The organism is Agrobacterium sp. NPDC089420 (assembly GCF_044900305.1).
Classification (GTDB): domain Bacteria; phylum Pseudomonadota; class Alphaproteobacteria; order Rhizobiales; family Rhizobiaceae; genus Agrobacterium.
Map to the genome: position 1 here is coordinate 254821 of NZ_JBJDMY010000002.1, position 11991 is coordinate 266811.

Sequence of the window (11991 nt, forward strand, 5' to 3'; positions counted from 1 at the left end):
CGTTTTTTATTGCCGTCAAATCGAGGGGGCGGGCTGCGATCAAGCTGCCGTCGCCTGCTCCTGATTGAGGAAGGCATAGATTGCCGTGTCGGAATCGGTGGCGCGCAGCTTGGCCACCAGTTCGGGGTCGCGCAGCGCACGTGCAATGCGCGACAGCGCCTTCAGGTGATCTGCGCCGGCGCCCTCGGGTGCGAGCAGCAGGAAAACCAGATCGACCGGCTGGTCGTCGAGCGCTTCGAAATCGACCGGCGTTTCAAGGCGTGCGAAAACGCCGGTGATCTGATGAATGCTGTTGAGCTTGCCATGCGGAATGGCAATGCCGTGGCCCACGCCGGTGGAGCCAAGCTTCTCACGCTGGAGGATGACGTCGAAAACTTCCCGTTCCGAGACTCCGGTAATTCTGGCTGCCTTTGCGGCCAGCTCCTGAAGCAATTGCTTTTTGGAATTCACCTTGAGGGCGGGAATAATCGCATCTTGTTGCAGCAAATCTGCCAACGCCATTCTCTTTTTCCTTCATGCCATCGAGACGATGCAGGAGGCAGGTGCACTTTGTGTCCTGCCTCCCATGTCTTGTCAGACTGTTCAGCTCTTGATCGTTTCCGCGTCGATCCAGCCAATATTGCCGTCATGACGCCGGTAGACGATGTTGAGATATTCCTTGCCGGGGCTGCGGAACAGCAGCACCGGTTCGTCCGTCATGTCGAGCGCCATCACGGCGCTGGCGACGGACATTGTCTTGATCTGTTTCGAACTCTCCGCCACGATGGTGGGTGCATAATCTTCAGGGACCTCGTGGTCCTCATCGGGAATGGCATCCATCACCGTATAGGCAATTTCCGGCACAGCGCCGTTCGCTGCAGTCCCATTATGATGGTCCTTCAGCTTGCGCTTGTAGCGACGCAGACGCTTCTCGATCCGCTCTGCGGCGGCGTCGAAGCTCGCTTGCGGATCATTTGCCTGACCCGCCGCATGCAATACGACGCCCGTATCGAGATGCAGCTTGCAATCGGCGGCAAAGCGCGATCCGGACTTCACCACGGTCACTTGGCCTGAATACCCCCCATCGAAGTATTTGGTAACCGCCAGACCTATATTGTCCTCAATCCGCTGGCGGAAAGATTCACCGATCTCCATATGTTTACCAGATACACGCACACTCATGGAAATTTTCCTTTTTGTAGTGATTTGCGAGTACCAGCTTACGTCAAGCCGCGCGCGCATCCAAGCGTTTCGAAGACCCTAAAAAGCCTTCATTCGAATTTTACGCCCATGGACGGTGGAGATGAATCCGTTACAAATGACCTTGCTTACGTGTGCGGCGGGCTTCTAGCCCCTGACGTGGTAAGAGTCAATGGTGCGGCGAAAAGGCGGCCCAAACGTGATCGCGTCTGCTGCTCAGAAGGCTGCCAACTTGGCGAGCGCTTTCTTTTCCCGGCGCCTTTGGACGGAGGAAGGAATGTTCATCGCCTCGCGATACTTGGCAACGGTACGGCGGGCAAGATCGACGCCGCTTTTTTTCAAATTGTCGACGATATCGTCATCGGAAAGCACGGCGTCGGCGGATTCCTGCGCGATCATCGCCTTGATGCGGTGACGCACCGCTTCGGCCGAATGGCTGTCGCCGCCTTCGACGGCGCTGATCGACACGCTGAAGAAATATTTGAGTTCGAACAGCCCGCGTGGCGTCAGCATGTATTTCTTCGACGTCACCCGGCTGACGGTGGATTCGTGCATCTTGATGGCATCGGCCACCGTCTTGAGGTTCAAGGGGCGCAGGTGGTCGACGCCGTTGACGAGGAAAGCATCCTGCTGGCGCACGATTTCGGTCGCCACCTTCATGATCGTCCGGGCGCGCTGGTCGAGGCTGCGGGTCAGCCAATGGGCGGTCTGCATGCATTCTGAGAGGAAATCCTGGTCCTCCCCCGCGCGTGCCTTGTGTTTTGACACTTCGGCGAAGTAGCTCTGGTTGATGAGCACCCGTGGCAGGGTTTCGGGATTGATCTCCACCAGCCAGCCGCCGGCGGAGGACGGGCGCACGATGATGTCTGGAACGATCGTCTCCGAAACCACCGAATCGTAACCCGCGCCGGGACGCGGATTGAGCGTGCGGATCTCCGTCAGCATGTCGAGAAGGTCTTCTTCATCGACACCGCAGAGTTTTTTCAGGGCTGCGAAGTCCCTTTTCGCCAGAAGCTCCAGATTGTCGACGAAAATCCGCATGGCCGGATCGAGCCGGTCTCTCTGGGCGAGCTGGATTGCCAGACATTCGCTCAGCGAACGGGAAAAGACGCCGGGCGGGTCGAAGCCCTGCAGCGTCTTTAGAACATGTTCCACCGATGATGGCGCTGCCCCCAGCCGTTCCGCGACATCGTCGACGGCATCCGCCGCGATGTAGCCGGTCTCATCGAGCTGGCCGATCAGCGCATCGGCGATCAACCTCTCCTCGGCAGAGGAAATGGCCAGCGGCAATTGCTGGCTGAGATGATCACCAAGGCTTTGTTTTGCTGCAACGAAGTCGTCGAGGTCGTAGCTTTCGCCAGACTCCTGCCCGGGCATGGACTTCCACTGGCCGGCCAGTTCCGGCGCATCGGCTTTTCGCGGTTCAGCGTCATCGGGAAAGACATTTTCGAAGCTGGTATCGAGCTGTTCGCCAAGATTGGCGGCCCGTTCGCCGTACCAGTCGTCGCTATCGGCCGTTACCGTTGGGGACTTGTCCGACGCTTCGCTTTCGCCATCGCCGAAACTCTCCGCATCCGCGAGGCCATTACCGCCCAAATCGCTGTCGTTTGCCGCAATTTCGAGCAATGGGTTGCGCTCCACCTCCTGCGCGATGAACTGCGTCAGCTCGAAATGCGTCATCTGAAGCAGCTGGATGGACTGCATCAGTTGCGGTGTCATCACGAGAGACTGGTTTTGACGCAGCAAAAGGCTGGCAGATAATGCCATGGCGGACGCGAAACTCCCCTTACAGCTTCTCCATGGCCACAGTTTTCATAAATTTTACGAAGGCGATGGAACTTGGCCCAAAAATTGCTTTTTTATTATGTTTGGTCAAGCGTCAGGGCGGGGCGCGATGAAGAATCTTTCGCGCCCGGAACCTTAAAGGCTGAAATTATTGCCGAGATAGAGACGACGTACATCCGGATTGTTGACGATATCGTCCGCGCGGCCATGGGTCAGAACCTCACCGGCGTGGATGATATAGGCGCGGTCGATGAGACCAAGCGTTTCACGGACATTGTGGTCCGTGATCAGAACGCCGATGCCGCGCGCGGTCAGATGCCTGACGAGATTCTGGATATCGCTGACCGAAATCGGATCGACACCCGCGAAAGGTTCGTCGAGCAGCATGAAGGTCGGATCGGTTGCCAGCGCGCGGGCGATTTCCAAGCGACGCCGCTCACCGCCAGAAAGTGCGACGGCCGGCGACTTGCGCAATTGCGCGATATGGAACTCTTCCAGGAGCTCATCGAGCTTGCGGTTGCGCTTGGTGCTGTCCGGCTCATGAACCTCGAGCACGGCGCGGATATTTTCCTCCACCGTCAGTCCACGGAAAATCGAGGCTTCCTGCGGCAGATAACCGACCCCGAGACGTGCGCGCCTGTACATCGGCATGGTGGTGACGTCGTTGCCATTGATGGCGATCTTGCCGCTATCGACGGGCACAAGGCCGGTGATCATGTAAAAACAGGTGGTCTTGCCCGCGCCGTTCGGACCGAGCAACCCCACAGCCTCGCCACGGCGCACGACCAGCGACACACCATTGACCACCCGTCGGGTATTATAGGTCTTGGTCAGGCCGTGCGCGATCAGCGTGCCCTCATAACGGGCCTTGTCGGCCGGTGAGGCAGCGTCCGCTGAACGGTTGCGCCCACCGCCAAGGATTTTTGAGATCGAGGGTATCTTCACGAGAAAAGACTACTGTTTTTTCTGCGATTTCGGATCGAGCATGATCCGGACAGGGCCGCCGCAGCTTTCAAGCTTGGCCTGTCCCGTATTCATCAGGACGGTCAGCTTGCAGCCGGTAAAGACATTGGTGCCCTCGGACAGGACGACCTGCTTGCCCGTCAGAATGAACGTCTGCGCCGCCATGTCGAATTCGCCGTGGTCGGCGGTCGCCTTCTGGGTCTCGGAGGTCAGATAGACGTTGTTGTCGACGAAAATTTTTTCGATATTGGCGTCACCGCTGGTGAGCGAAGAGCCCTGACCCTTGTAATTGACCGTCATCTTGCCGGCCTGAAGGGTGGTCGTACCCTGCACGACCTTCACATTTCCGGTGAAATAGGCCTTGCGCTCCTGATCGCGAATTTCGAGCTGATCGCTTTCGATCGCGATCGGCTGGTCGCCGGAGAGCTTGACGCCCTGCATGTTGCTCGTGGTGTTCTGGGCAAAAGCCACGGTTGCAAGACACGAAAGAAAAAGACTTGCGGCTGTGAAGCCTGCGGATTTGCCAAGGGAAACGGGACGGGAAATTTGCATCATCTGGACCGGGCTCTCACTTGCCTTCATTTTTAATGTTGGATGCAGCGATACGTGCCCGTACCTGCCCCGAAAATGTAATCGTCTTGCCATTATCGGCGATATCAATCGATTGCGCAACAATCGAGCCGTCGTTTGTTTTGATCGCAACGGGCTCCTTGCTGCTCATTTTTCCGGCCTTGAGATCGACGTCCGCAGACTGGAACTTCGCTTGTATGCCATTGCTGAGATTGATGTCAAAAGGCGCCGTCATCTTCAGCGTATTGGTGGCCCGGTCAAAAATGCCTTCCTGGGCGATCACCTGTGCGACGCTGTCATTCACCGGCACGGCGGCCAGCACTTTCTCAAGCGTCATGAGGTTGGGGTTGGCGATATCCTGCAACGCACGGTCGGCGTTCATGGAGTAATCGATCCCCTTCTCGTTGCGTCCCGCGACGGCGGGTTTTTCCATGACGATCTTGCCGTCTTCGATCCTTGCGCTTTCCAGCGAAACCTCGTCGGGCGCCCATGTCCGGATAACCGAAACGGCGATGAAGGCGAGCGAAATGACCGCCGCGCCAAGCGGCAGGATGATTTTCAGCCGCTTCACGCGCGCGGAATGCCGAAGCGCGCGCTCGTAGGCGCCGTTCTGGTCATGGGGCAGCGAAAATGCTGGCGCGGGTTCGCGGAGTCTTTCAAGCATAAGAGTGGATCCGGAAAACTTCCTGGGCGCCATTCTGGCGCGCAATTGAAGCTTGCATGTTTATCTTAATGTCTTTGGCACGAGTGCTTTGTCCTGCCAATATGGTTTTTGTCTGGAAAGGTGCAAGGGATATGCGAATTTTATCGTAATTCTGGTTTCCTTATTGTTTCCTTGCGGCTTCGCGCTAGAAGAACCATATGGCCGTGAGGCAGGGTAGTGTCATAAGGCCGGATGGCAGAGGTTTTCGATGGATAATATGGCGATAGCGGATCGCAGGCGGTTGCGCCGCAAGCTGACTTTCTGGCGGATTGCCGCTGTTCTCCTGCTCGTCGCCGGCGCCTTCGGCCTCTACCGGTTTTTCTGGGACGGGCCGCAGCAAAGCGCCAAGCCCCATATTGCCCGCGTCGAGATTTCCGGCCTGATCCAGGACAATACCGAACTTCTGGAACGGCTCGACAAGATCGCCAAGAGCGACAATGTCAAAGGGCTGATCGTGTCGATCTCCTCTCCGGGCGGCACCACCTATGGCGGGGAACGCATCTTCAAGGCCATTCGCGGCGTTGCAGAAAAGAAGCCCGTCGTCTCCGACGTCCGCACGCTGGCTGCCTCCGCGGGTTATATGATCGCATCGGCCGGCGATGTCATCGTCGCCGGCGAAACCTCGATCACCGGCTCGATTGGCGTGATCTTCCAATATCCCCAGCTTGGCCAGCTGATGGACAAGCTCGGCGTCTCGCTGCAGGAAATCAAGTCCTCGCCCCTGAAGGCCGAGCCTTCGCCTTTCCATGAAGCGCCCGAAGAGGCAAAGACGATGATCCGCGCCATGGTGATGGACAGCTATGGCTGGTTCGTCGACCTTGTGGCCGATCGCCGCAAGTTGCCGCGGGAAGATGTTCTGAAGCTGGCGGATGGATCGATTTTCACCGGCCGTCAGGCGCTCGCCAACAAGCTGGTCGATACGCTGGGCGGCGAAAAGGAAATTCGAGCCTATTTCGAAACGCGTGGTGTCGCCAAGGATTTGCCGATCGTCGAATGGCGCGCGCCGTCGTCCCGTTCGCCTTTTTCGCTTTTCAGTGTTGCGCAAATAGCGAAGTTTCTGGGATATGACGATTTAATTCCCTTTGCGGGACCTGGCCAGCTCGGTGCGGACAAGTTGTTTCTTGACGGTCTTGTTTCCGTTTGGCAGGTTGAGCCGCATTAAAAATCCAATCCTTTCAGGGGGCAACCGTGATCAAGTCTGAACTGGTGCAGATTGTTGCTGCGCGTAACCCGCACCTTTATCACCGTGACGTGGAAAACATCGTCAATGCGGTGCTGGATGAAATCACCGATGCGCTGGCGGCAGGAAATCGCGTCGAGCTTCGTGGCTTCGGTGCCTTTTCCGTGAAAAACCGTCCGTCCCGATCCGGGCGGAACCCGCGCACGGGTGAGTCGGTTTTCGTCGAGGAAAAATGGGTGCCTTTCTTCAAGACGGGCAAGGAACTGCGTGAGCGCCTGAACCCGGGCATGGGCGACGAAGAGGACGATTGATCTTTCTTGACGCCCGGCAACTGAAACGGAGCCGGCGCAACGCCCGCAGCGATGGAGTATTGTCGGATGTCGAAAAAAATCATCAACCTCATCATCCTGCTTCCGCTGGCGATTATCCTCGTCATCCTGTGCGTGGCAAACCGCCAGGCCGTGACGCTCGCGCTCAATCCCTTCCGGCCAGAAGATGGCGTTTTGTCCTTCACCGCGCCGTTTTTCGTCTTCCTGTTTCTGGCGGTCATTTTCGGCGTATTGCTGGGATCTGCAGCCACATGGTTCGCGCAGGGCAAACATCGCAAGCGTGCTCGTATCGAAGCGAAAGAGGCCGTCCGCTGGCATGATGAAGCGAACCGCCAGAAGGCGGCGGCCGGCCAACTCCCGCAGGTGGGACAGCTCCCGGCAAAGTGATGGTGCCGACAGTCGTTCCGGCTCTAGGCGAGCGGCGCGGGGAATGTTATTTGCTCCGCGATGAAGACGCGGGCAGAAGCGGAAAGATTTCCATTGAAGAAAAAAGACAGCCGGCCGGGCAATCGCGCGCGCGCCGGGAGCGAGAAAAAACAGGTTCACGCCGCAAAGCCGGCGCGCCGGCCGGATTCGGCGCCGAAAAAGCGCGAGCCGGATGCGGTGCGCAGCGTGCAGAAACCATCGCCGAAAGAAAAAATCAGCGCCGCGCCTGCCGTTGAACAGGTGCCCGTGCGGCCTCTCAAGGATCGTACCGGCGAACTGCCGGCGGAACAGGTTCCGGTCATTCTGGAATCCAGCGGCGCGGGCGATTTTCACCTGATCGACAGCGGAAATGGTCTGAAGCTCGAACAATATGGTGACTACCGGGTCGTCCGCCCCGAGGCGCAAGCGCTGTGGAAACCGTCGGTTCCCGATCGCGTGTGGCAGAATGCCGACGCCGTCTTTACCGGTGATACGGATGAGGACGGCATGGGCCGCTGGCGTTTCCCCAAGGCGGCGCTGGGTGAGACCTGGCCACTGTCCCTGCTCGGCGTCGAATTTCTGGGCCGCTTCACGGCCTTCCGGCATGTCGGCGTCTTCCCGGAGCAGATCGTGCATTGGGAATGGCTGAAACATGCCATCGAAACGGCTGACCGGCCGCTGAAGGTGCTGAACCTGTTCGGTTATACCGGGGTTGCCTCGCTGGTCGCGGCGGCGGCCGGCGCTGAAGTCACCCATGTCGACGCCTCCAAGAAGGCGATCGGCTGGGCCAAGGAAAACCAGTCGCTCGCCGGGCTGGAACAGGCGCCGATCCGCTGGATCTGCGAAGACGCGATGAAGTTCATCCAGCGTGAGGAACGCCGCGGCAACAGCTACGACATCATCCTCACCGACCCGCCGAAATTCGGCCGCGGCACCCATGGGGAAGTCTGGCAACTGTTTGACCACCTGCCGCTGATGCTGGATATCTGCCGGGACATCCTGTCGCCGAGGGCGCTCGGCCTGGTGTTGACCGCCTATTCCATCAGGGCCAGTTTCTATTCGATGCATGAGCTGATGCGCGAAACCATGCGCGGCGCCGGCGGTGTCGTCACATCCGGCGAATTGGTCATTCGCGAGGCCGGGCTTGACGGCAAGACGCCGGGCCGGGTGCTTTCCACCTCGCTGTTCAGCCGTTGGGAGCCGAAATGACGAAGGACATGCGCGAAAATGCGACGCGCCGGGTTGGCCAGGTCAAGGAAGTGACCAGCCTTGCCAATCCCATCATCAAGGACATCAAGACGCTCAGCCAGAAAAAGGGCAGGGAAGAGACCGGCACCTTCATGGCGGAAGGCCTGAAGCTGGTCATCGACGCGCTCGAACTCGGCTGGACGATCAAGACGCTCGTATATGCCAAGGCCGCCAAGGGCAAGCCGCTGGTGGAGCAGGCGGCGGTGAAGACGGTTGCATCGGGCGGTCTCGTGCTCGAAGTCAGCGAAAAAGTCATCGCCTCGGTCACCCGCCGCGACAATCCGCAGATGGTCGTCGGCATTTTCGAACAGAAATGGAAGCCGCTGAAGGATATCCGTCCGGAAAAGGGCGAAACCTATATAGCGCTCGACCGGGTGCGCGATCCCGGCAATCTCGGCACCATCATCCGCACCGCCGATGCGGCGGGCGCCTCGGGCGTCATTCTGGTCGGCGACTGCACCGATCCCTTCTCGCTGGAAACCGTTCGCGCCACCATGGGATCGGTCTTCGCCATGCCTGTGGCCCGCGCCTCGGTTGAAGAATTCCTGTCCTGGAAAAAATCGGCGCAGGTCAGTGTTGTCGCCACCCACCTGGCCGGTTCGGTGGATTATCGAAAGATCGATTATGCCGGCAAGCCGGTCGTGCTTTTGATGGGCAACGAGCAATCCGGCCTGCCGCCGGAACTGGCCGGCAAGGCGGATCAATTGGCGCGCATCCCCCAGCAGGGCCGCGCCGACAGTCTTAACCTCGCCATCGCAACCGCCGTCATGCTGTTTGAGGCGCGGCGACATCTCCTCGAACTTGCTCCGGTGAAATAATGGCCAAAGCGGCACTGTTTTCGAAATTCGGCCCGGCTCTTGCTCTGATCGTTGCCGCGCTGGTGCTGGACCAGGTCGTCAAGCAGCTGGTGGAAGCCTATCTGCCGATGCAGGAGATGGTGCCCGTCATACCGTTTCTGGCGCTTTACCGGACCTATAATCTCGGTGTCGCATTTTCGATGTTGTCGGACATGCAGGGCTGGTTCATCGTCAGCATGCGGCTCGTCATCGTGGTCTTCGTTCTGTGGCTGTGGCGCAAGACGGCGGCGGACCGCACCTTTGCCCATCTCGGTTTCGCCTTCATCATTGCGGGTGCGGCCGGAAATCTTCTCGACCGGTTTTTTTACGGACATGTCATCGACTACATCCTGTTTCACACGCAGACATGGTCCTTCGCCGTGTTCAATCTGGCCGATAGTTTCATAACCATCGGCGCTGCCTGCGTCATTCTCGATGAATTTCTGCACGCCCGGGCGGCGAAAAAGTAAAATTTTAGGGTTTGGACCAAACATATCAAAACCGCTGTCGTGGTAGCGGTTGGATATGAGCGAACTGGCAAAACTGCGGGAAAAAGTTTCAGACGGCCTTGGGCTGGCGCCTGTTGGGACGCAGCGGCGGGACCGTGTCGACTCCACAAGGCACCACGTCGCCGCCGAACCCGAAACCGCTTCCGGGTCGATTGCCGTCTATGTCGCGGTTTCATTGTCGGTCGGTGCGTTTTCTGCGGCGCTGATTGCGCTTGCGGTGCCCTATGCGGTCACGGTTGCCCTGGCCTCCTTTTTTGGTGTGGTGCTCGTCGGCGTTCTTCTTTATGCGCTGTTTGGAAAAACGGCCTGGCATGCAGACCCCCTGTCTGCGGATTATATGGATCTTCGGCTGCGGCAGACGCAAAACCGCTCGCTGATCGCCGAGATGCAGGAGGCGATGGGCGATATCGTGGTGATCCGGAATATGGATCGGCGCATCGTTGAGGCGAACCGGGTCTTTCGTGACATGACGGGATGCCCGGCGCCGGAGGGATTGAGCTGCGAGGAAATCGGCATTGCGTTCCGCCCGGGTGACAAGGTCCATGCCTATGACGTGGAAATCGCCACCCCTTTTGGCCAGCGCATCTTCTCCTGGCACGATGTCGTCACCCGCGATCTCGAAAGCAGCCGTCTCCTCATCAGCAGCATCGCCAGGGATGTGACCGAGGAGCGGCTGGCGCTTGCCGAAAGGGAAGATGCCCGGCTGCGGGCCGAAAAAGCCGACGCCGAAAAGGCGAGACTGCTTGCCACGGTCAGTCACGAAATCCGCCTGCCGCTTTCCGGCATGCTCGGCATGAACCATCTTCTGTCGCAAACCAAGCTCAATGAAGAGCAGCGCAACTATCTCGACGGCATGAAGCAGTCCGGCCAGTCTCTGGTGCAGCTCGTCGAAGACCTGCTGGATTATTCGACCATGGAGGCGGGCCGTTTCAGGCTCAATCCGCGTGCGGAAAACCTGCGGCGGCTGATCGAGAGCATCGTTGAGATGCTGGCTCATCGTGCTCACGAAAAAGGCATAGAAATCACCTCCTTCGTCAGTCCGGATGTGCCCGATTATCTGGACTTCGATCCGGCGAGGCTGCGCCAGGTCCTGTTCAATCTCCTCGGTAACGCCGTCAAGTTCACGCGGGAAGGCGGTGTCGTCATCCGCGCGCGTATGGCCGATGGCGAATTGCAGATCACCGTCGAAGATACAGGCCCGGGCATGAGTGAAGCGGAACAGGCGCGCATTTTCGGCGAATTCGAGCAGGCAGGTCCGTTGTCGCAACGAAGCGCCGGCACGGGTCTCGGGCTTGCGATTTCCGCCCGCATCGTGCGGGAATTCGGCGGCAGCCTCACGGTTTCGAGCCGCCGGGGTAAGGGCAGCAAATTCAAGCTGTCGTTCCGCCCGGGCGGCGCGCCGTCAGCAAAGCCGGACCCCAGCCGGTATCATTGCCTGCAGCATACGAATGTCCTGCTGATTGCGCCAAAGGGTGTGGCATCATTGGTGACGATGGAGGCAATCGAGGCCTTTGGCGGCAAATGTGCTCTGATCCATCAGCCGGAAGATTTGCAGAGGCTGAGAAGCCGGGCGTCTGATCAGGACGCCGGTCTCACCGACATCATCGTCGACCAGCGTGTTTCGCTCCTGTTCAGGGATGTCCTGAAGGACTGGCCACAGCAGAATATTCGCCGTACCCTGCTGGTCAGCCCGGAAGAGCGGCCCTCGACCATGCACGTGTCCTTCGACGCCTGGCTGATCCGGCCGCTGCGCGAAAAATCGCTGATCGACGTCCTGTGTGGCCGCCTGCGTGGCATAGAGCGCCGCGACGCCCTCAACGACAATCACCCCGATGTCGGATTTTCGTCGCGGCTGAAGGAGGGAATAAGCGGCGTCGATATTCTGGTGGCGGAGGATGATGCCGTCAACGCCCGCATCATTCGCGCCGTTCTGGAAAAAAGCGGCTATATCGTTCGCGCCGTCGATGATTTTCAGGCCCTGCGGCTGTCGGTGGCGCCGGGTACGGCCCCTTTGCCGCATCTCATCATCTCTGATCTCAATATGCCGGGCGGTGACGGGCTTGAGGTGCTGCCGGAACTTCTCGGCACGCTGAAGGGCGAAAGAAATATTCCTGTGATCGTGCTTAGCGGCGATGCAAGCGCTGAGACCGCCGAAATCCTGCTGAAAGCCGGTGCCGGCGCAATTTTGACCAAGCCGGTCGACCCCAGACGGCTGGTTGAGGAAATCCGCCGCATGCTGGAGGCGAAACGCCTTTCGCCATAATAGCTTGACAGACTCGCGCCG

13 protein-coding genes are annotated in these 11991 nt (G+C 58.9%); 7 read left to right on the forward strand and 6 right to left on the reverse strand.

The annotated features are described in order from the left end of the window. Nucleotides 1–39: 39 nt before the first annotated feature. From ptsN to lptC, 6 genes are all read right to left on the reverse strand, one after another. Nucleotides 40–501 carry a PTS IIA-like nitrogen regulatory protein PtsN gene (ptsN, locus tag ACI2KA_RS03840; RefSeq protein WP_003503792.1) on the reverse strand — a complete coding sequence of 154 codons (462 nt, stop codon included), beginning with the start codon at nt 499–501 and terminating at the stop codon, nt 40–42. An 81-nt stretch (nt 502–582) separates the two neighbouring features. Next, on the reverse strand, nt 583–1161 hold the full coding sequence (hpf, locus tag ACI2KA_RS03845; RefSeq protein WP_404499380.1) for a ribosome hibernation-promoting factor, HPF/YfiA family: 579 nt from the start codon (nt 1159–1161) through the stop codon (nt 583–585). A gap of 234 nt (nt 1162–1395) precedes the next feature. Further along, nucleotides 1396–2946 carry an RNA polymerase factor sigma-54 gene (gene rpoN / locus ACI2KA_RS03850; protein WP_404499382.1) on the reverse strand — a complete coding sequence of 517 codons (1551 nt, stop codon included), beginning with the start codon at nt 2944–2946 and terminating at the stop codon, nt 1396–1398. Between the two features lie 153 nt (nt 2947–3099). After that, complete coding sequence (gene lptB, locus ACI2KA_RS03855; protein WP_404499384.1) at nt 3100–3909, reverse strand: LPS export ABC transporter ATP-binding protein; 810 nt, start codon at nt 3907–3909, stop codon at nt 3100–3102. Between the two features lie 9 nt (nt 3910–3918). Further along, entirely contained in the window at nt 3919–4482 is a 564-nt protein-coding gene (locus tag ACI2KA_RS03860) for an LptA/OstA family protein (protein ID WP_404499386.1), read from the reverse strand. A 13-nt stretch (nt 4483–4495) separates the two neighbouring features. Continuing rightward, on the reverse strand, nt 4496–5161 hold the full coding sequence (lptC, locus tag ACI2KA_RS03865; RefSeq protein WP_404499388.1) for an LPS export ABC transporter periplasmic protein LptC: 666 nt from the start codon (nt 5159–5161) through the stop codon (nt 4496–4498). Nucleotides 5162–5408: 247 nt separating this feature from the next. On the opposite strand from lptC, the gene sppA reads away from it, so the two are divergent. The 7 genes from sppA (at nt 5409) to ACI2KA_RS03900 (ending at nt 11970) form a co-directional block, all read left to right on the forward strand. Next, the gene (gene sppA, locus ACI2KA_RS03870) at nt 5409–6362 is read left to right on the forward strand and encodes a signal peptide peptidase SppA (protein WP_404499390.1); all 954 of its coding nucleotides are present in this window, start codon (nt 5409–5411) and stop codon (nt 6360–6362) included. A gap of 2 nt (nt 6363–6364) precedes the next feature. Continuing rightward, entirely contained in the window at nt 6365–6691 is a 327-nt protein-coding gene (locus ACI2KA_RS03875; protein WP_262517148.1) for an integration host factor subunit beta, read from the forward strand. 66 nt (nt 6692–6757) lie between these two features. After that, a complete protein-coding gene (locus ACI2KA_RS03880; protein ID WP_404499392.1) occupies nt 6758–7096 on the forward strand; it encodes a LapA family protein in 339 nt (112 codons plus the stop codon). Nucleotides 7097–7189: 93 nt separating this feature from the next. Beyond that, nucleotides 7190–8323 (forward strand): class I SAM-dependent methyltransferase, encoded by a 1134-nt coding sequence (locus ACI2KA_RS03885; protein ID WP_404499394.1) that lies wholly within the window; start codon nt 7190–7192, stop codon nt 8321–8323. Next, nucleotides 8320–9180: a TrmH family RNA methyltransferase gene (locus tag ACI2KA_RS03890; RefSeq protein ID WP_404499396.1), complete on the forward strand. Its 861-nt coding sequence runs from the start codon at nt 8320–8322 to the stop codon at nt 9178–9180. The genes ACI2KA_RS03885 and ACI2KA_RS03890 overlap by 4 nt, the downstream gene beginning before the upstream one ends. Then, nucleotides 9180–9668 carry a signal peptidase II gene (gene lspA, locus ACI2KA_RS03895; protein WP_404499398.1) on the forward strand — a complete coding sequence of 163 codons (489 nt, stop codon included), beginning with the start codon at nt 9180–9182 and terminating at the stop codon, nt 9666–9668. Before ACI2KA_RS03890 ends, lspA begins: the two co-directional genes overlap by 1 nt. A gap of 55 nt (nt 9669–9723) precedes the next feature. Then, nucleotides 9724–11970 carry a hybrid sensor histidine kinase/response regulator gene (locus tag ACI2KA_RS03900; RefSeq protein ID WP_404499400.1) on the forward strand — a complete coding sequence of 749 codons (2247 nt, stop codon included), beginning with the start codon at nt 9724–9726 and terminating at the stop codon, nt 11968–11970. Nucleotides 11971–11991: the final 21 nt, after the last annotated feature.

What these genes read in the sequence shown, in the direction of transcription:
- ACI2KA_RS03900 (WP_404499400.1), top strand. Translation starts at nt 9,724, where the DNA reads ATGAGCGAACTGGCAAAACTGCGGGAAAAAGTTTCAGACGGCCTTGGG.
- ptsN (WP_003503792.1), bottom strand. Translation starts at nt 501, where the DNA reads ATGGCGTTGGCAGATTTGCTGCAACAAGATGCGATTATTCCCGCCCTC.
- ACI2KA_RS03890 (WP_404499396.1), top strand. Translation starts at nt 8,320, where the DNA reads ATGACGAAGGACATGCGCGAAAATGCGACGCGCCGGGTTGGCCAGGTC.
- sppA (WP_404499390.1), top strand. Translation starts at nt 5,409, where the DNA reads ATGGATAATATGGCGATAGCGGATCGCAGGCGGTTGCGCCGCAAGCTG.
- lptC (WP_404499388.1), bottom strand. Translation starts at nt 5,161, where the DNA reads ATGCTTGAAAGACTCCGCGAACCCGCGCCAGCATTTTCGCTGCCCCAT.
- rpoN (WP_404499382.1), bottom strand. Translation starts at nt 2,946, where the DNA reads ATGGCATTATCTGCCAGCCTTTTGCTGCGTCAAAACCAGTCTCTCGTG.
- ACI2KA_RS03880 (WP_404499392.1), top strand. Translation starts at nt 6,758, where the DNA reads ATGTCGAAAAAAATCATCAACCTCATCATCCTGCTTCCGCTGGCGATT.
- hpf (WP_404499380.1), bottom strand. Translation starts at nt 1,161, where the DNA reads ATGAGTGTGCGTGTATCTGGTAAACATATGGAGATCGGTGAATCTTTC.
- lspA (WP_404499398.1), top strand. Translation starts at nt 9,180, where the DNA reads ATGGCCAAAGCGGCACTGTTTTCGAAATTCGGCCCGGCTCTTGCTCTG.
- ACI2KA_RS03860 (WP_404499386.1), bottom strand. Translation starts at nt 4,482, where the DNA reads ATGATGCAAATTTCCCGTCCCGTTTCCCTTGGCAAATCCGCAGGCTTC.